This window comes from Enterococcus villorum, from assembly GCF_007990225.1.
Taxonomy (GTDB): domain Bacteria; phylum Bacillota; class Bacilli; order Lactobacillales; family Enterococcaceae; genus Enterococcus_B; species Enterococcus_B villorum.
This window is the reverse complement of the sequence record NZ_BJWF01000008.1, coordinates 65,233-83,983: the sequence shown is the minus strand read 5'-3', so window position 1 is coordinate 83,983 and position 18,751 is coordinate 65,233. Positions and strand designations below refer to the sequence as shown.

The window sequence follows — 18,751 nt, the reverse complement described above, 5'->3', positions numbered from 1 at the left end:
GAATAACGGTTCTGATTCTTCTGGAGGACCAGATGCGGTAATTCCAACGAATACATCTGGAGGATCAGGGATGAATACGCCAAAATTACCGTCAAGCTATGGTAGTAGTTATAGTGGAACAAAACCAATGAATTACCAGGCTGGAACAACACCAAAAATGTATCCTAAAACAGATGACACATTAAATGTATCTGCCTCTTGGTTAGGTGGATTAATCTCCTTAATCTCGGGCTTAGGTATTTGGAAATTGCGAAAAAATAAAAAAAATAACTAATAATTAAGGAAGCGGTCATAACTATTGAAATAGACTAAGTGCTGATAGTTGCTGATATAGTTATGACCACTTCATTATTGATAGAGGTGAGTAGATGCCAGTTCAAACATACAAAAACGATGTATCAATAATCAAAGATACACTTGAAAAAGTTGAGATGAATGTTGCAAAAAAATTATTAATTGTCACAGTTGGAAATTTCGATGAACGTGGAAGAACTTATGAATTTTACGGAAATAATTTTAAAACAATTTGGAATAATTTTTTAACGGCTTATCGGACAAATAAATTTGAATCCGCAGCGTATTTGAGGTTAGATATCGTTATCAATGAAGAACAAGCTAACTTTTCTCAAGTAAACGAGCGTTTGAAAAAAATCAAACGAAATAACTATATCGATTTTAATTTGCGGATAGATGGAATACGTAAAAGAAGTTTTTTAAAAGAAGAATTAGTCGCCAATGCAATCATTAAGCCAAGTAAAGCACATATAGTTGGGAAAAATCATCCTGATTTACACATTGATTCTCAAAACTATCGTGGATATGTGAAACGCAAATATGGACGAGAAGAAAATGATTTAAGTTACTTACAGCGCTCAAAATTTTACTTTTTTGAAACAGCGTCCTTTTATTTTGAAAATGGTGAAGTATTTTTGTTAAAAGATTATGGAAACGGCAATCACGTAAGAGAAGTGACTGATGAAAATCTTGAAGAAATCACAGAATTAGTTATTGAACAAGGGAGTAACTATTTGAAAAATCAATTAACTTCGAGTGGTAAGTTCATTTACGGCTATTATCCGTGTTATGACCAATTATTAAAAGGTTATAATTCTGTTCGTCACTTTTCTTCTTTATATGCCTTGGCAGAATCAGCTGAATATTTTTCAGATTATTCAATGATGCAAGATATCAAAGAAGGATTAGAGTGGGGCTTAAGCAATCTGACTTCTGAAGTCGATGGGCATTTACTAATCAAAGACTATTTGAATAAAGAAATCGAGTATAAATTAGGGGCCCAAGCGACAGCTATTCTTGCTTTAGCTAAGTATTCTGAAGTAACAAAAGAACCACACTTTCACAATCAGCTTACCCGGTTAATTGAATCTGTATCAAAAAAATTTATCACATCAGATTATAAAACGATCCACGTTCTTGACGCAGAATTAAATACAAAAGAACAGTTCAGAATTATTTACTATGATGGGGAAATTCTATTTTCTTTACTAAGAGCCTATGAAATTATAAAACACATTGAAGTTTTTGAAATTTGTGAAGGCTTGATGGAACGATTTGTCGCTGATAATTATCAAAAGTATCACGATCATTGGTTAAGTTATGCAACCAATGAAATGCTTAAATATCAGGAAAAAGATACGTATTACGAATTTGGTATTAAAAATGCGATGGTAAACATCAACTTTATTGATCAACGAGACACTGCCTATCCTACGATGCTTGAATTATTAGTAGCGGCTTCTAAAATGATAAGTAAACTTGAAGTAAGTCCACTAAGAAAAAAAATATTTCCAGTTGATGAAGAGTTTATAAAAACAAAAACACGAATCAATACAGTGATGAAAAAAAGAGTATTACATGAAATCACAACCGGGGTCATGTTCCCTGAATTTGCACAATTTTTTAAAAATCCTCAAGCAATAAAATATGGATTTTTTGCACGTCATGATCGTTTTCGAATGAGGATAGATGATGCAGAACACTTTTTATCTGGTTTGATTAATTACTCGATCCATTATAAAGAAGAGGAGTGAAAAAAATGGTCGGTTATATTCGGTTTACCGCATTAGCTTTAATTGGTTTCTCTTATTTGGTTTTTCGAATTAAAAAGAAAAAAGAACACCAATCGACTTCGATTGAAAATGATTGGAGCCAATACCAAAAAAATGCCGATGGTTTGTATCCTTGGGAAGTCGATCAAGATGATTCTCCCCAAAGAATTGAAAAAACAGCGACAAGATATGTCAATCAAGCACGACCAAGACGAGGCAAATGGTAGTCCTAAACAATAGTAAAGTAGGTGCAAGAAGATGTGGAAGATTCAAGGATTATTAGCAGATATTGAAGGTGCATATTTTAAAAACTATGATCATCTTGATCAAAAAATTGATAATTTTGAATACTTTTCTGGACATTTAAATAGACGAACAGATTATTCAACCACCTTATTTGTTTGTATTACTCCTGAAAGAAGAAGCTATATAAATCGTAAGAAAGTAAGTTGGCGAGATGGAAACGAACAAATCAGAGGAAGAGAAAATGATTTTGGTTTAATTGTCACCGAAAAACCAATCGAAGATCTTTCAGTTAATACGCCCCAATTTATTGTAAAAAATAGTTGGGAATTTTTAATAAATATTTCAAAAAAAATAAGAAATTCCTATGAAAAACCAGTCATAGCGATTACGGGTTCGGCTGGAAAAACGTCTACTCGGATGATGATTTCACATGTATTTGAAAAAGAAACGGTATTGGAAAATAGAGGGAATCATAATGTACGATTTGCCATTCCTCTTTATCTAAGCAAGCTAGTCAGTGATCCAGATATTTTAAATTTAGAAGTCTCTGTCAATGCATTGAATTCTCATGATACAGGTTCGATGTCCCTTTTGATTCAACCAGATATTGCCATTGTCACTTCGATTGGTGAAGCACATCTTAGCTCATTAAAAGATACGATAGGAGTGGCTAGGCATAAAGCTAAAATATTTGAAGGATTAAAAAGAAATGGAACAGCGATTATCAATACAGATATCGGTGAAAAAGAATTAGAAATTTTAATGAATGCTGCACGAAAAAGAACTACTGATATTTTGACTTATTCGTTGATTGATCCAACAAATGATGTCTTTTTAATCCAAACGAAACAAAAAAGAGATTTTTGTGAAGTTGTCTTTTCTTTTTTCGGACAAAAACGAACAATGAATTTAGCTGTTGCTTCAGCAGGGATGATTTCTAATGCTTTTGCTACCTTATTAGCTATTTGGAAAATAAAAGGAGAAATTGATAGCTATTTAACTGCTTTTGAAACGTTTAAACCATTAACAAAAATCCTTGATAAAACAATTTATTCTTCTCCTAGTGGTGCTAATTTTACTTTCATTGATGATACACACAATGCCTCTTTACCTGCAATGAAAAATGCGATTGCCTATTTTGATGAAATACAACCGTTTTATCAAGGAACAAGTATTTTGGTTCTGGGACAAATTGCCGATTTAGGAAATACAGCAAAAAAAATTCATGAATCATTGAAAGAACCGATAGAAAATTCCAACGCAGATTACATCTTGGGATATGGTGAACATTTTAAAGCGATATTTCAGGAGGAGCAAATGCTTCATGACAATTTTCAATGGTTTGCTACGCTACAAGAATTAACGGATCGACTGGAAGAACTATTGAATGAAGATAGTCTCATTTTAGCAAAAGGTTCTGTTACGGGCAGTGATTTCCATGAAATTGATCGGTACATTCGTAAAATGGCTAATAAAAAGAGTTTAACTGTAGGATAAACCTGTTAATCCTATTTTTAGTAAAAAAGAGACAATGTCTAATAGGTGACATCGTTTCTTTTTTTGTGAAATAAGACAAGTGGTGAACATTGAAGAGATGATAAAAATAGAGTATATAGAAATAGCTAGATTCATACTTTTCTCTTAAAAGATGCTATGGTATGATAGTTAAGAATTTTAAGAAAATTACATATATATAATCAGTAGTTGAATATTTCTATTTTTTTTAAAGTTTTATTATGTTTAAAGAGGGAAATTGCTGAAACATTACTTGTATGAGAAAATATTTTAAGAAAATGTAAGATAGAGGTGCATTATGAAGCGGTGGCAAAAAGTTGTAATAGCTTTATTGGGAATTCTTGTTATTTTAATTGGGGGGATTTCAGCTTATGGAATCAAACTCATGGGAGAAGCAAATCGAACAGTTAATCAAATATCTAAAGAATCCAATCGAGTATCATCGAAACGCTCGGGGAAAGTGAGTATTGATGATAAAGAACCATTTTCAGTCTTATTATTGGGTTTAGATACCGGTGGATTAGGTAGAACAGAACAAGGAAGATCAGATACAATGATGGTAGTGACTGTCAATCCACAACAAAAAAAATCGACAATCATTAGTTTAGATCGTGATATTTATACCAATATTGTGGGTTATGGAACAGTAGATAAGTTAAATCATGCCTATGCCTTTGGTGGTGTGGAAATGGCAATGGACTCAATTGAGCAACTTTTAGATATCCCTATTGATCATTATGTGACAATCAACTTAGATGGGATGGAAGATTTAATCGATGCAGTCGGTGGCATTGAAGTCAATAATAAGATTGATTTTACACTTGATGGTGTCCATGTTCCTGTTGGTAAACAAGTTCTGGATGGAGAAACTGGATTGGCTTATTCAAGAATGAGACACGAAGATCCATTAGGAGACATTGGTCGTCAAGCACGTCAACGAGAAGTTGTAACGAAAATTGTCAATAAAGTATTGAGTTTAGATGGCGTCAGCAACTATCGGAAAATTTTAAAAGCTGTTGAAAAAAATGTAACAACTGATTTGGATTGGGATGACATGCTAGATGTAGCGACAAATTACACATCGGCTTTTGAAACCATTAAACAAGATCAATTAAAAGGAAAAGATGCAACCATTGATAGTATCTATTATCAGATCTTAGGGAAAAATGATTTATTAGGGATTCAAAACGAATTGAAAAAACAATTAGGGATCAAAACCAGTAAAACGCTCCCTAATTTAAATAATGCGAATGCCTCAGTCATGTTTTATGATGATTCAGACTCAAATGAAAATTCGTCAGAAACAGTAACAGATAGCAATGATTCAACTTATTCTAATTATTCACAAGAGACCAATCAGTATGACTACTCGACTCCAGAAACAACGCAAAATTACGATCAGGGTTATGATCCGAACTATAATCAAAACAATGATCAAACCTATCAACAAGAAACCTATAACCAAGAATACAACTATGGGAATGGTTATTAATAAAAAAGCACTCGGAACTGTCACCTTTGACGGTTCCGAGTGCTTTTTTACGGTCGCTTAATTTAAAAAATAAATAGAATAGTTAAGCACTGTAGCAAATAATACCCAGAGATAATAAGGAATCATCAACCACATCACTAAACGATAATGTAGCCAGAGTTGATAAAGTAAAATGGATAAGACAATCACTAATAAAGAAATATCAAGAGCAGCAATAAAAATATTTTTTAAATTAAAAAATAATGCTGACCAAAGAAAATTACAGATAAATTGAACAACAAATAACGAAATTAATTTCTGTTTGATGCGTTTATTTTTCAATGTTAGTAATAAATATAAGGAAATCCCCATCAAAATATACAACAATGTCCACATTGGGCCAAATATCCAACTAGGTGGAGCAAATGGAGGTAGTTCAAGAGAATAATAATAACTACCTGGATTACCACTAAGTAGCCCTGATAAAAATCCTAAAACAACTATTCCAACCGTACAAATCCAAAAACGATAATCTTTCAGTATAGCCATATTCATTTAACTCCTTTCTATATTTCTAGTGTACCATGAACAAATTAAACATACCTGAATTTAGTTTGTTACACGTATTTTTTTTGGTTTATTCGTTATTTTAAAAACGCGTATATTTATTATGGTTAAACTTTTTAATTAATGTATTTGTTTTTTTGCAATACCGAACATTATTAGAAGGGATGGTAGATGAAATTAAATAACATTAATTATGGATTTAAAATGTTATTTTTATCCTGTTTGTTTGTTAATATATTAATTGTAATCGATTACGCAAGCAATTTTAATAAATGATTTTATTATAAAAGGAGAAATAACAATGAATAATAAAAGAAATATCAAAAAAATATTAGCAGGAGCAGCACTTTGTAGCTTGATGATTGCTCCACTTATTTTAAACATGGAGGATGCATTTGCTACCGAACAAACTAGTGTTAAAAAAGCCGACTTTGGTGTAGGTCAAGGAATTCAATGGGCAGACCAAGTAGTTGCGCCATTTGTAGATATGACCGCATATGTTAGCGGAGAAAGTTTAGGAAATAACGGTGCACTTAATCTTGCAGCAGTAGCAAAAAGCACTGGGCAAAAATTCTTTAATTTAGGATTTATGCAATCAAAAGGGCTTAAAGACGGTAAAATTGATTGGGCATGGGGAGGATTTCCTACATTAAATGAAAACGAAAGTGATGGCTGGCAGTATGAGGGAATCAAAAAATCCATTCGTGAATTAAGAGAAGTTGGCGGGGATGTGGCGATATCCTTTGGTGGTTTAAATGCTGGTGCTTTCTGGGAAACAACTCAAAATACAACGATTTTAGCAGATGCTTATAAAGAGATAATTGAAGGGTATGGACTCACTCGTGTGGACTTTGACGTTGAAGCTGGCGCAATGGATTATGCTCACAATTTAGCAAATGCGAAAGCGGTTAAACAAGTCCAAGATCAGACAGGAGTAAGTGTGACTCTTACTTTACCAGTTATGGATACAGGATTAATTTCAACAGGTTTATCTGTATTACAAGCTTACCTTGAAGCAGGCGTTGACCTTACTACAGTTAACATTATGACTATGTGTTATGGAAGTGTTGTACCAGATTATGCACAAGGTTCTTTAGATGCTGTAGATAATACCAAGAATCAATTACAAGATTATTACAAACGATATGCGAATACAACATTGACTGATGCGCAAGCTTATGCAAAATTAGGGACTACACCATCTATTGGTTTTGAAAGTTCAGCACATCCTTACTTTACAACAGATATGTTTAATAAAGTCGTACAACATGCGAAATCACGAAAACTAGGTATGGTTTCATACTGGTCTATGAATCGTGATGCTATGGTAGATAGCGGCCAAGGCCAAGTGAAAAACCAATATGAATTTTTGACTGTTGCACAACAATTTACGGATGATTCTGAAGGACCAGTGGAAAACTTAGCAAAACCATCTATTCCAGTAAATTTAAATGCGAGTGCTATCACGCAAGATTCAATTACATTAAACTGGGCAAACAATGATTCAAAAGAAAAAGTGACTCATTATGAAATTTATCGAAATAATACGCAAATTGCTACAACTACTACAAACACATTCAAAGATCAGAAGCTTACAGCCAATACTACTTATAGCTATCAAATAAAAGCGGTAAATGCTACTGGCGCTTCTGATTTGAGTCAAGCAATTTCAGTAAAAACATCAAATGAAAGTGAAAGTACACCTGGAAATACATGGACTGTAGGAACTTTATATGAAGCTGGAGATATCGTAACATACAAAGGACTTCAGTATCGTTGCATACAGGGACACCGAGCAATGTCACATTGGGCACCAGATCTTGCTCCAACTTTGTGGATAAGAGTATTGTAAAAAATATAAAAGCATAATGTTTGATTGCTTTTTAGAAATCGATTACAATGAACGCATCAACTAATGGGAGGTTTATCATGAAAAAGGTTAATGTCTTATTGTTTGTTGGGGTTGTTGTATTAGGGTTATTTGGATTTGGTGCTGCTGGATTTGCTCATGGTTACATCACGTCACCTGGAAGTCGTGCGTATTTTGGGACAGCCGCAGCAGGAAATTTAAATCAAAATGTCGGACGTGCACAGTGGGAGCCACAAAGTATTGAAGCACCCAAGAATACATTTATTGATGGGAAATTAGCAAGTGCAGGAGTAAGTGGATTTGAGCCTTTAGACGAACAAACAGCAACAAGATGGCATAAAAATATCATTAATAGTGGAAATTTGAATATTACATGGAATTTAACGGCACAACATCGTACAAGTACGTGGGATTACTATATCACAAAAACAGGTTGGAATCCTAATGCGCCACTAAAAATCAGTGATTTCGAATTAGTTACAAAAATTGATGATAAAGGAACTATACCTTCAAAAACCGTAAACCAAACCATTACTATTCCTCAAGATCGTAAAGGATATCATGTGATCTTAGCGGTTTGGAATATTAGTGATACAACGAATGCTTTTTATCAAGCAATTGATGTGAACATTCAATAGAAATTAAAATGGAACTGCTGAGTCTTTTTGAGACTTAGCAGTTTTTTTGAGTGAATAATTTTAGTTAAATAAAGAATTACTGTATGATAGGATAAAAGAAAGAGTTGTCTAAATTTTGCTTAGGAGGAAAAGGATAATGGGATTTTTAAAGAAAAAAAGTAAAACAAAAATAGATAATAAGAGTAAATTAACTCCTTCGCCTGAACAAGAGTTGGATCAACAAGAATTTAATACTTTTTTTTCAGAAGTAGTCAAAAAATTACCTCAAAAATCAGCAAGAGCACTTCTCAACACTTACGACAAATCAAAAATAGTTGCGGAAAAAATTCTCGAAAAAAATCAAGTGAGATTCGATCAAGTATTTAAAGATTTTCTAAAAGGAGTGGATGAAGATACTCGTAAAAAATGCCATAAGATTATTCATGCTGCGACATTGACGGCAGCAATCATTGGTTGTTCGCCGATTCCTTTTTCTGATGCTTTTTTACTAGTACCAGTCCAATTAACGATGATGGCACGTTTACATAAACTTTTTGGTCAGCGGTGGTCAGAAAGTTTAGGAAAAAGCCTATCAAAAGAGCTAGTTGTGGTAAGTTTAGGCAGAAGTGCAGTGGGAAATATCGTGAAATTTGTACCAGCTGTGGGAACAGTGACGGGAGCTACTATTAATGCCACGGTAGCCAGTGCGATCACTGAATCACTAGGATGGGTAACCGTTAAAATGTTAAACAATGGAGAAGATGTTTTCGAACAAGTCACGTCGTTTAAAGGACAATACCAAACATTGTTTCGGGCATTAAAAAGTTTAAAGAAATAATGATTTATCAGTAGAAATAGATAAAAATAGCCTAACAGGCATACTCTTTTTTTATTTTAAAAAATGTAAAAGGAAATAAGTTGCAAAAAAATTTTTGAAAAGTATGCATCAATTCTAGTCTTAAAAAACTTTTGGGTATCCAAATATTTCACAGTGTTCAAAGAGCTGATCTTCAACACTAAAGACAAAAAACTCAAAACATGAAAAGCTGTTTCGAGTTTTTTGTCTTAGTGCTCAGATTAAAGAGCTCTTTTCTGGCTCAGTTAGTTGTTTTTTTGTCAGTTTTACGACAACTTCACAACGTGCTGTTTGTGGAAACATGTCAACAGATTGTAAATAATCGACATTGAATTTTTTACTTAATTGTACTAGATCACGTGCTAATGTTGAAACATTGCATGAAATATAAACTAGTTTCGTTGGTGGATAGTTGAGAATTGCCTGGATTAGCTGTGGATCGAGGCCGGTTCTTGGAGGATCAACAATGATCCCATCTGGGTTAAACCCTTCACTCAGCCATTTTGGTAGTAATTCTTCAGCGGTACCTACTTCATAACGGGTATTCGTATACCCTAAACGGTGAGCATTTTTGCGAGCATCATCGATTGCTTGGGAAATAACATCCATGCCACGAACTTCTTTTGCTTGTTTTGCGACGCTCAATCCAATCGTTCCCACACCGCAATAAGCATCGACAATTGTTTCATTGGATTGAATAGCTAACGCTTTGATTCCTTCTTTGTAAAGGATCTCTGTTTGCTGTGGATTCAACTGAAAGAATGCTCGTGGTGATAGATCAAACGTTACTTCATTCAGATGTTCCTCAATCGCTTCTTTGCCCCAGAGGTGTAAAGTTTCATTTCCCATCACTAGCGAAGTTCTATTTGGTTGGACATTTTGCATGATCGATACCACTTCTGGTAGTTTTTGATTGATTTCTCGTATCATAGCATTTTTTTGCGGAAATTTCTGGCTGCGAGTAATAAACACTACTTGTAACTCCCCAGTTTTTATCCCTACTCTGACCATGATCGTACGAAAAATGCCACTGTTACTTCGTTCATCATAAATAGGTAAATCATATTTATTTAAAAGCTCTACCACTGTGTTCATGACTTTTTGTGTCTGTGGCTCTTGGACTAAGCAGTCTGTTAACGAAACAAGTTCGTGGGAGTTGGCTTGGTAAAGGCCAGCTTCGATTTTTTGTGTTTTTTTATTTTTTCTTAATTGAAATTGCGCTTTATTGCGATAATGCCAAGGATTATCCATGCCGATGGTTGGAAGCAAATAGTAAGAACGGAATCCCTCTGGCTTAAATTTTTCGAGCGCCTGCATAAGCAAGTCCTTTTTGAAATCAAGTTGTGATTGATAAGCTAAATGCTGAAGCTGGCAACCGCCACATTCATAATAAACTGGACATGGTGGAACGACACGGTCTTTGCTCGATTTTTTGATTTTAGTTAGTTGACCTTCGGCATAGCGCGGTGTTGCTTTGGTAATTTTAACAAGGACTTCTTCTTTTGGAAGGGCATAAGGGACAAAAACGATTAAACGTTTGAAGTAACCTATCCCTTCGCCATTAATGCCAAGTCTTTTGATTTTTAAAGGGATAGTTTGTCCACTTTTGACAATGGTTTCTGTCATAGATATCTTCCTTTTTCTTATAGTATGGTTGTATTTTAACATATAATTAATAGTGATGGGGATTTTCTATGGTATGATAGGAATATATGTTCGAGGAGGAATCTCAATGGTGACAATCATGAGAATCAGTAAAGGAAAAGGTCCCTTTTATCAAGTTGATTTATCGAATGGAGATTCTTTAAAAGTTTCAGAAGATCTGTTGGTACGTTATCGCTTATTAAAAGGGCAAGAATTAACTGAAGAAATAATGGAAGAAATCAAGAAAAGTAGTGGTTTTGACTTTGGTTTCCAACAAGCACTTAACTATCTAAGCTATCAATTGCGTTCTGAAAAAGAAATCAGAACTTATTTAAAAGAAAAAGAAATCGAACTTGATGATCGCCACAAAATTGTGGATCGGTTAAAGGAGCTAGATTTGATTAACGACTTAGTTTATGGCGAAAGCTTTGTTCGTACGCACATGCGGCTAAGTGACAAAGGACCTAAAAAGTTGGCCCAACAACTACAACAAAAAGGATTGAAGCCAGAAATAATTGAACAAGCACTATTACAATATCCCGAAGAAGAACAAGTGGTGATGGCTTGTCAAGTGGCAGAAAAACTATTTCATAAAAACCATGGCAAAAGTCAAAAAGAACTCTTTAGAAAAATCCAGCAGAATTTAATGACAAAAGGTTTTTCACCAGATACGATTCAGCGAGCGATAGCAAACTTGCCACAAGAGAAAAATCCAGTATCAGAATACGAGTATCTAATCACTCAAGGAGAAAAATTATGGCGAAAAAATGCTCGGTTTGAACCACAAAAAAGAAATTTAAAAATAAAGCAAAGTTTGTATCAAAAAGGGTTTGATTTAGATATGATTCAACGATTCATCACAGAAAAGGAAGAAGAATCCAGTGAATAAAGAATGGGAAAAATGGACGGAAAATGAATTAGAACAGTTTCAGAAATTATTTATTGAATGGTACGAAAAAGAAAAAAGAAATTTACCTTGGCGCTATGATCAAGATCCTTACCGCATCTGGATTTCAGAAATTATGCTCCAACAAACACGAGTAGACACGGTTATTGATTATTTTTACCGCTTTATGGAATGGTTTCCGACGATCAAAGCCTTAGCTGATGCCCCAGAAGAAAAACTATTAAAAGCTTGGGAAGGATTAGGCTACTATTCACGAGTACGAAACATTCAAGCCGCAGCAAGGCAAATTATGTCAGAATTTGGTGGAGAAATGCCAAGGACACCAAAAGCTATTAGCACGTTAAAAGGTATTGGGCCATATACAACAGGAGCGATTGCAAGTATTGCTTTTGGGCTTCCTGAACCTGCCATTGATGGCAATGTGATGCGGGTTGTTAGCCGTTTGTTTTGTATTGAAGCAGATATCGCTAAAGCCTCTAGTAGAAAAATTTTTGATGAAGCGATGCGTAAAATTATTGATAAACAATATCCCGGCGAATTTAATCAAGCGTTGATGGATCTAGGTTCAGCAATTTGCACACCGACTTCGCCTTCTTGTGATCAATGCCCCATCCAATCATTTTGTTTAGCCTATAAAAAGCAAGAGCAAACTTTGTTTCCGGTAAAAACAAAAAAGGCAAAACCAAAAGATGTCTACTATGTATGTGCCGCCCTTCAAAATAAGGAAGGAGCCTATTATTTCAAAGAACGGCATAATCAAAAGTTATTAGCAAATATGTGGACGTTTCCTATGATGGAAGTGTCAAAGGAAAAATATGAATGGCTGAAAATAGAGTGGGCGCAAGCTTATGAACCAAATTTATTCGATCAAGAAAAAGTCGCAGAAGAAGAAACAGCCCTACCTTTTGACTTTAAAGATCAAGTAATTTGGCAAAAGCGTCATTTAGGAGAAGTATCGCATATCTTTAGTCATTTAAAGTGGCACGTATTGCTGTTTTATGGTCGAGTTCCTTCTTTATTAAGTGAAAGTTTTCAAGAAACAAAAATAACTCGTTGGTTAATGCCAGATGATTTTGATCATGTCACTTTTCCAAAAGTACAAGTGAAAGTAAATGAACAATTAGAGAAAAATCGAAACAATAGTAATCCTTTCTAGGCAAAGCTCTTTTTTATTGATATAATAATTACGATGTCGGTGTAATGAACACCCAAACACAAAGCATGAGATGCTGCGTAAGGAAGGGTTGCTATGGGAGTCCCAAAAGAAGGTGAGTTTGTAACGATTCAAAGTTACAAACATGACGGCAAATTGCATCGAACGTGGCGTGATACCATGGTATTAAAAACAAGTGAGCATTCAATGATCGGTGTCAATGATCATACATTGGTCACGGAGTCTGATGGACGCCGTTGGGTGACTCGAGAACCAGCAATTGTGTATTTTCACAAGAAATACTGGTTTAATGTAATAGCAATGATTAGAGAAAAGGGGGTTTCCTATTATTGTAATCTAGCTTCACCTTTTTTGTTGGACGATGAGGCATTGAAGTATATTGATTATGATTTAGATATCAAAGTGTTTCCTGATGGTGAGAAACGTTTACTAGATGTCGATGAATATGAGATGCATAGCCAAATGATGAACTATCCAAATGATATCGACTTCATCCTGAAAGAAAATGTGAAGATCTTGGTTGACTGGATCAATAATGGTGAGGGCCCTTTCTCCGAAGGCTATATTGATATTTGGTATAACCGTTACAAGCAATTGTCGCGCAAGTAAAAGTAAAAAGCAGTAAGCCAAAAACATTTTTTGTGCTTGCTGCTTTTTTATGAGTACAATCCAGAAAAATGAATTGAATTAAAGTTCTTTCTTCATAGAGATATGGGTAATTCCTGCATCTTCAAAAAGTTCGCCATAAGCTTTATAACCAAGCTTCTCATAAAAGTGTTTCGCTGTTGATTGCGCCCCTAATAAAATGGTGTTATAGCCTTGACGTTTGGCGAAAGATTCTGCTTCAGCGACTAAAATCTTCCCAAGCCCTTGGTGACGATAATTTAAAAGAATTGCCATGCGTTGCAATTTCATTTTTCCGTTTTCTAGTGGAAGTAGTCGAACAGTTCCTAACGGTTGTTTTTTTTCTGAATAAAGAACAAAATGGACACAATGTGCTTCGTCTTTATCAATTTCTCTTGTTAAAGGAACGTCTTGTTCCACGACAAAAACTTGGTTTCTGATTCGAACGGCATCAAGGTAGATGTCATTTAATGTATCTTTTGTTTGTACTACTCTCATCTGAAGGCCACCTTTCATCTATCTAGTATACTGTATAGAAAAATGAATGAAAAGTAGCTAAAAAAACAAATATCGATAAGAATAAAAGAATTTTTTTTATAAATAATATATACTAGTAAAAGAGACGAAAGGAGGAAAAAAATTGTTTGAAAAATTAAAACAATCAAAATTAATGTTTTGGTCGTGTGAATTACTCATTCTGGCAACCTTGATTTTTGTTTCTTCAAAAATCAATTTTATCTTTCGACCAATTGGAACATTTTTCTCAACATTGTTTGCACCAGTCTTAATTGCTGGTTTTTTATATTATTTGTTGAATCCTATAGTGAAGTTATTGATGAAAGTTAAAATTAAACGTATTTGGGCAGTTGCGATTGTCCTGCTTTTACTTGTTGCGGCGATTATTTGGATTTTGTTAAGTGTCATTCCTAGTCTGATCCAACAAATTTCATCGATTGCCTCAAATATTCCTGACTTTATCACACGAGTTGAGAGTTGGTTAAGAGAGATGGCTGAGTTACCGATATTTAAAGAAGTAAATATTAATAAATATCTGGAACAACTTGATATATCTTATGGTAGTATCATTCAACAGTCTTTAAGCGGGATATCAAATAGTTTAGGCTCATTAGTAGGAACGATCGCTTCTGCCACGATAGTAATCATTACAGCACCATTTATCTTGTTCTATATGTTGAAAGATGGAGAAAAAATGGTACCTACGATCAAAAAATTCTTTCCTGAAAAAAGAAGAGAACAGATCGTGGAATTACTTGGACAATTAAATCAAACCTTAGCCAGTTATATTAGTGGACAAGCCATTGAATGTCTTTTTGTTGGAACGTTTACTTTTTTAGGGTACCTTATTTTAGGCGTGAATTATGCTTTTTTATTTGGCGTTATCGCTGGATTAACTAATTTAATTCCTTATTTAGGTCCTTATTTAGGTCTAGCGCCTGCATTTTTAGTCACCGTATTCAATGATCCTTTTAAAGCATTACTTTGCTGTATCGTCGTCTTGATTGTGCAACAATTAGACGGAAATATCATTTACCCAAATGTGATTGGGAAATCTTTGAAGATTCATCCCCTAACAATCATCATTGTTTTGTTAGTCGCAGGAAATATTGCTGGCTTGATCGGTATTTTCTTAGGAGTGCCATTTTATGCGATTTGTAAAGCAATCATTTCTTTTATCATTAAAATTGTGAAAGAAGACAAGCAAAATGAAAATAAGAAAAAAATCGCCACAACTTTGTAAAGATGGTTATCTAAGTTGGAGTGTTTTTTACTAAATAAGTATTTCTATTGCAAAGAAAATTTCTTTGTGATAACATTTTAGCGTGGCTATTTTTATAGTCACGCTTTTTTTCTATCTACAAACTAAAAAATTAACGAATATAAGGAGAGAATGCGATTATGAATGCTGACCCTGAGAGTCAGTCGCTGTTAGCGCAAATTTTATTACTGATCATTTTAACTTTGATCAATGCTTTTTTAGCTGCTTCCGAGATTGCTGTTGTTTCGATCAACAAAAGTCGAGTCGAGCAAAAAGCGGAAGAAGGAGACAATAAATCTCAAAAGCTTTTAAAAATATTGCAGAACCCAACGAACTTTCTATCAACTATTCAAGTAGGAATTACGTTAGTGAATATCCTATCAGGTGCTTCATTAGCAAATACATTATCAGAAAAATTAGCCCCCCTATTAGGTGGTGGAGCAGCAGCAAAAAATATTGCAAATATTATCGTTTTAGCTATTTTAACTTATGTATCCATCGTTTTTGGTGAATTATATCCTAAACGGATTGCTTTGAATAAATCAGAAGAAGTAGCAAGTTTTACTTCTGGTATTATTCGTTTGATCGGTGTAGTAGCTAAACCATTCGTTTGGTTTTTATCTGCTTCAACTAGTCTATTGGCCAGAATTACCCCAATGACATTTGATGATGAAGATTCAAAAATGACGAGAGATGAAATGCGATACATGCTGGAAACTGAAGGTGTACTTGACAATGAAGAATTAGAAATGCTACAAGGTGTTTTTTCTTTAGATACCAAAGTAGCACGGGAAGTAATGGTTCCTCGAACAGATGCTTTTATGATCGATATCAATGACTCCGTTGAAGAAAATGTCAATGAAGTACTATCAGAAAATTATTCAAGAATTCCTGTATATAATGAAGATAAAGATAAAGTGGTAGGAATTCTTCATACAAAAAATTTATTGAAAGCTGCGCATAAATTTGGTTTTCAACATTTAGATATTCGAAAGATCATGCAAGAACCCTTGTTTGTGCCAGAGACGATTTTTATTGATGATCTGTTATATGAGATGAAAAAAACGCAAAACCAAATGGCTATTTTACTTGATGAATACGGTGGAGTTGTTGGTTTAGCGACATTAGAAGACTTACTTGAAGAAATCGTTGGTGAGATTGACGATGAATCAGATGAAGTCGAAAAATTGTATGAACAAATCGCTGAACATGAATACATTGTTCAAGGTCGTATGTTGATCGATGAATTTAATGAAGCATTTGATAGCGATTTGCATATGAGTGATGTGGATACAATGGCGGGGTATCTGATTACTGCTTTAGGGATGATTCCTGATGAAGGAGAAAAATTATCTTTTGACGTAGATAACATCACATTGATCTCTGAAGAAATGGAAGGTTCAAGAATACTCAAAATTCGTGTGATCTTCCATGATCCAGAAGAAACAGAAGCAGAACCAGAAGAAGATCGTCGTTATTTTAGAAAAGAATTTGAAGAAGACGAACCAAGAAGATAATGAAGGATAGATGTGTTGTTTGTAAAATAAGCAACACATCTATTTTTTTGAAAGACATTAAGAATTATGATTGATGTGCTTTTTCAAATGGCTAATCCATGCTATACTAATCTAGTTGTGAGAAGAAGAGATGAGAAAGTAAATTTTTTCTCATCTGGATAGATAAGCATAGAACAAAACAAGTAAGGAATGGAGTTAATTTATGAATAACCCAGATTTAAAAAAACAAGTAGATAATCGGCGTACTTTTGCTATTATTTCCCATCCAGATGCTGGTAAAACAACGATTACGGAACAATTACTTTTATTTGGTGGTGCCATTCGCCAAGCTGGAACAGTGAAGGGTAAAAAGACTGGCAACTTTGCAAAATCTGACTGGATGGAAATTGAAAAACAACGTGGGATCTCTGTGACGAGTTCAGTTATGCAATTTGATTATCATGGAAAAAGAGTCAATATTTTGGATACACCTGGACATGAAGATTTTTCAGAAGATACTTATCGGACTTTAATGGCAGTGGATAGTGCTGTGATGGTGATAGATAGTGCCAAAGGGATTGAAGCACAGACAAAAAAACTATTTAAAGTAGTTAAAAAAAGAGGAATCCCTATTTTCACTTTTATCAATAAATTGGACCGTGATGGACGAGAACCTTTAGAGTTATTAGAAGAACTGGAAGAGTTACTGGATATTGAATCTTACCCAATGAATTGGCCAATTGGGATGGGAAAAGGCTTAGAAGGATTATATGACATCCACCATAATCGAATTGAATTTTATCGCCCAGAAAACTACAACGATGAGCGCTTGATTACATTAGATGAAGATGGATTGCTTCCAGATGGGCATCCTCTGACTGCCAATTCATTATATGAACAAGTACTTGAAGAAGTGGAATTGATCAAAGAAGCTGGCGATTCTTTTAATGAAGAAAAAATAGCTCATGGTGATCAAACGCCAGTTTTCTTTGGCTCGGCACTCACAAACTTTGGTGTTCAAACGTTTTTAGAAACATTTGTTGAATTGGCTCCTTCGCCTTATGGTCATCAAACGCAAGATGAGCAAGTGGTCAGCCCTTATGAAGAAGAATTTTCAGGATTTGTTTTTAAAATTCAAGCAAACATGAATCCAGCTCACCGTGATCGAATTGCATTTGTTCGTATTTGTTCGGGCACATTCGAACGTGGAATGGATGTTTCCTTGGAAAGAACAGGGAAAAAATTGAAGTTAAGCAATGTTACGCAATTTATGGCTGATTCAAGGGAAAATGTGGAAAAAGCAGTAGCAGGAGATATTATCGGCGTTTATGACACCGGTAATTACCAAATTGGAGATACATTGTATGAAGGTAAATTAAAGGTCGCTTATGAAGAGCTCCCATCATTCACTCCTGAATTATTTATGAAAGTGACTGCCAAAAATGTCATGAAGCAAAAATCTTTTCATAAGGGAATTTACCAACTTGTACAAGAAGGTGCCATCCAGTTATATAAAACTTATTTGACGGAAGAATATATTATCGGTGCAGTCGGTCAATTGCAATTTGAAGTTTTCCAATATCGAATGTTAAATGAATATAACGCAGAAGTGATTATGTCTCCGATGGGTCATAAAATTGCTCGATGGATTGATCCAGAAGATTTAGATGAAAAAATGAGTTCAAGTCGAAATATTTTAGCGCGTGATCGATTTGATCAACCATTATTCTTATTTGAAAATCAATTTGCTGAACGTTGGTTTGCGGATAAGTACCCGAATGTTAAACTAAAAAGTTTGATGTAAAGCATCGAATAGAAGTACGATACATGATTTTTTTTGTTAAAACAACTAACAAAAGAGAAGTATATTTAAGAAAATAAAAGCTTGCTGACTTTTATCAAATTTTATGAATAAATGATT

General features: G+C 34.3%; 17 protein-coding genes. 14 read left to right on the top strand and 3 right to left on the bottom strand.

From position 1 onward, the window contains the following. From EVI01_RS05095 to EVI01_RS05075, 5 genes are all read left to right on the top strand, one after another. The coding region (locus EVI01_RS05095) for an LPXTG cell wall anchor domain-containing protein (protein ID WP_146811550.1) at nucleotides 1-274 on the top strand (274 nt) is incomplete at its 5' end. Between the two features lie 94 nt (nucleotides 275-368). After that, entirely contained in the window at nucleotides 369-2,048 is a 1,680-nt protein-coding gene (locus tag EVI01_RS05090) for a hypothetical protein (protein ID WP_010751409.1), read from the top strand. Between the two features lie 5 nt (nucleotides 2,049-2,053). Continuing rightward, the gene (locus EVI01_RS05085) at nucleotides 2,054-2,293 is read left to right on the top strand and encodes a hypothetical protein (RefSeq protein WP_010751408.1); all 240 of its coding nucleotides are present in this window, start codon (nucleotides 2,054-2,056) and stop codon (nucleotides 2,291-2,293) included. A gap of 31 nt (nucleotides 2,294-2,324) precedes the next feature. Beyond that, complete coding sequence (locus EVI01_RS05080) at nucleotides 2,325-3,809, top strand: Mur ligase family protein (RefSeq protein WP_010751407.1); 1,485 nt, start codon at nucleotides 2,325-2,327, stop codon at nucleotides 3,807-3,809. 316 nt (nucleotides 3,810-4,125) lie between these two features. Next, entirely contained in the window at nucleotides 4,126-5,319 is a 1,194-nt protein-coding gene (locus EVI01_RS05075; protein WP_010751406.1) for an LCP family glycopolymer transferase, read from the top strand. Nucleotides 5,320-5,376: 57 nt separating this feature from the next. Here EVI01_RS05075 and EVI01_RS05070 read toward each other — a convergent pair whose 3' ends face one another. After that, nucleotides 5,377-5,847, bottom strand: coding sequence for a TspO/MBR family protein (locus EVI01_RS05070; protein WP_010751405.1), 471 nt, complete (start codon nucleotides 5,845-5,847; stop codon nucleotides 5,377-5,379). Between the two features lie 319 nt (nucleotides 5,848-6,166). On the opposite strand from EVI01_RS05070, the gene EVI01_RS05065 reads away from it, so the two are divergent. The 3 genes from EVI01_RS05065 to EVI01_RS05055 all read left to right on the top strand — a co-directional run bounded on the left by EVI01_RS05065 (nucleotide 6,167) and on the right by EVI01_RS05055 (nucleotide 9,190). After that, entirely contained in the window at nucleotides 6,167-7,717 is a 1,551-nt protein-coding gene (locus EVI01_RS05065) for a carbohydrate-binding protein (protein WP_010751404.1), read from the top strand. Between the two features lie 77 nt (nucleotides 7,718-7,794). After that, complete coding sequence (locus EVI01_RS05060; RefSeq protein ID WP_010751403.1) at nucleotides 7,795-8,373, top strand: lytic polysaccharide monooxygenase; 579 nt, start codon at nucleotides 7,795-7,797, stop codon at nucleotides 8,371-8,373. Nucleotides 8,374-8,509: 136 nt separating this feature from the next. Next, nucleotides 8,510-9,190 (top strand): YcjF family protein, encoded by a 681-nt coding sequence (locus tag EVI01_RS05055; RefSeq protein WP_010751402.1) that lies wholly within the window; start codon nucleotides 8,510-8,512, stop codon nucleotides 9,188-9,190. A 234-nt stretch (nucleotides 9,191-9,424) separates the two neighbouring features. Here EVI01_RS05055 and rlmD read toward each other — a convergent pair whose 3' ends face one another. Further along, nucleotides 9,425-10,834 carry a 23S rRNA (uracil(1939)-C(5))-methyltransferase RlmD gene (gene rlmD, locus EVI01_RS05050; RefSeq protein ID WP_010751401.1) on the bottom strand — a complete coding sequence of 470 codons (1,410 nt, stop codon included), beginning with the start codon at nucleotides 10,832-10,834 and terminating at the stop codon, nucleotides 9,425-9,427. A 106-nt stretch (nucleotides 10,835-10,940) separates the two neighbouring features. On the opposite strand from rlmD, the gene recX reads away from it, so the two are divergent. The 3 genes from recX to ntdP all read left to right on the top strand — a co-directional run bounded on the left by recX (nucleotide 10,941) and on the right by ntdP (nucleotide 13,542). Then, a complete protein-coding gene (gene recX / locus EVI01_RS05045) occupies nucleotides 10,941-11,741 on the top strand; it encodes a recombination regulator RecX (protein ID WP_010751400.1) in 801 nt (266 codons plus the stop codon). Beyond that, a complete protein-coding gene (gene mutY, locus EVI01_RS05040) occupies nucleotides 11,734-12,915 on the top strand; it encodes an A/G-specific adenine glycosylase (protein ID WP_010751399.1) in 1,182 nt (393 codons plus the stop codon). The genes recX and mutY overlap by 8 nt, the downstream gene beginning before the upstream one ends. A gap of 93 nt (nucleotides 12,916-13,008) precedes the next feature. Then, nucleotides 13,009-13,542, top strand: a complete 534-nt coding sequence (gene ntdP, locus EVI01_RS05035; RefSeq protein ID WP_010719696.1) for a nucleoside tri-diphosphate phosphatase — start codon at nucleotides 13,009-13,011, stop codon at nucleotides 13,540-13,542. A gap of 78 nt (nucleotides 13,543-13,620) precedes the next feature. Here ntdP and EVI01_RS05030 read toward each other — a convergent pair whose 3' ends face one another. Further along, nucleotides 13,621-14,055 carry a GNAT family N-acetyltransferase gene (locus EVI01_RS05030; protein ID WP_010751398.1) on the bottom strand — a complete coding sequence of 145 codons (435 nt, stop codon included), beginning with the start codon at nucleotides 14,053-14,055 and terminating at the stop codon, nucleotides 13,621-13,623. Between the two features lie 142 nt (nucleotides 14,056-14,197). Between EVI01_RS05030 and EVI01_RS05025 the strand changes: the two genes are divergently transcribed. From EVI01_RS05025 to EVI01_RS05015, 3 genes are all read left to right on the top strand, one after another. Continuing rightward, complete coding sequence (locus EVI01_RS05025) at nucleotides 14,198-15,316, top strand: AI-2E family transporter (protein ID WP_010751397.1); 1,119 nt, start codon at nucleotides 14,198-14,200, stop codon at nucleotides 15,314-15,316. A gap of 158 nt (nucleotides 15,317-15,474) precedes the next feature. Continuing rightward, the gene (locus EVI01_RS05020) at nucleotides 15,475-16,851 is read left to right on the top strand and encodes a hemolysin family protein (protein ID WP_010751396.1); all 1,377 of its coding nucleotides are present in this window, start codon (nucleotides 15,475-15,477) and stop codon (nucleotides 16,849-16,851) included. Nucleotides 16,852-17,053: 202 nt separating this feature from the next. Next, nucleotides 17,054-18,634, top strand: coding sequence for a peptide chain release factor 3 (locus EVI01_RS05015; RefSeq protein WP_010751395.1), 1,581 nt, complete (start codon nucleotides 17,054-17,056; stop codon nucleotides 18,632-18,634). The last annotated feature ends 117 nt before the right edge of the window (nucleotides 18,635-18,751 follow it).

Coding starts and splice junctions, on each gene's coding strand:
- EVI01_RS05060 (WP_010751403.1), top strand. CDS start 7,795: ATGAAAAAGGTTAATGTCTTATTGTTTGTTGGGGTTGTTGTATTAGGG.
- EVI01_RS05075 (WP_010751406.1), top strand. CDS start 4,126: ATGAAGCGGTGGCAAAAAGTTGTAATAGCTTTATTGGGAATTCTTGTT.
- EVI01_RS05080 (WP_010751407.1), top strand. CDS start 2,325: ATGTGGAAGATTCAAGGATTATTAGCAGATATTGAAGGTGCATATTTT.
- EVI01_RS05090 (WP_010751409.1), top strand. CDS start 369: ATGCCAGTTCAAACATACAAAAACGATGTATCAATAATCAAAGATACA.
- recX (WP_010751400.1), top strand. CDS start 10,941: ATGGTGACAATCATGAGAATCAGTAAAGGAAAAGGTCCCTTTTATCAA.
- EVI01_RS05030 (WP_010751398.1), bottom strand. CDS start 14,055: ATGAGAGTAGTACAAACAAAAGATACATTAAATGACATCTACCTTGAT.
- EVI01_RS05070 (WP_010751405.1), bottom strand. CDS start 5,847: ATGGCTATACTGAAAGATTATCGTTTTTGGATTTGTACGGTTGGAATA.
- rlmD (WP_010751401.1), bottom strand. CDS start 10,834: ATGACAGAAACCATTGTCAAAAGTGGACAAACTATCCCTTTAAAAATC.
- ntdP (WP_010719696.1), top strand. CDS start 13,009: ATGGGAGTCCCAAAAGAAGGTGAGTTTGTAACGATTCAAAGTTACAAA.
- EVI01_RS05085 (WP_010751408.1), top strand. CDS start 2,054: ATGGTCGGTTATATTCGGTTTACCGCATTAGCTTTAATTGGTTTCTCT.
- EVI01_RS05015 (WP_010751395.1), top strand. CDS start 17,054: ATGAATAACCCAGATTTAAAAAAACAAGTAGATAATCGGCGTACTTTT.
- EVI01_RS05020 (WP_010751396.1), top strand. CDS start 15,475: ATGAATGCTGACCCTGAGAGTCAGTCGCTGTTAGCGCAAATTTTATTA.
- EVI01_RS05065 (WP_010751404.1), top strand. CDS start 6,167: ATGAATAATAAAAGAAATATCAAAAAAATATTAGCAGGAGCAGCACTT.
- EVI01_RS05055 (WP_010751402.1), top strand. CDS start 8,510: ATGGGATTTTTAAAGAAAAAAAGTAAAACAAAAATAGATAATAAGAGT.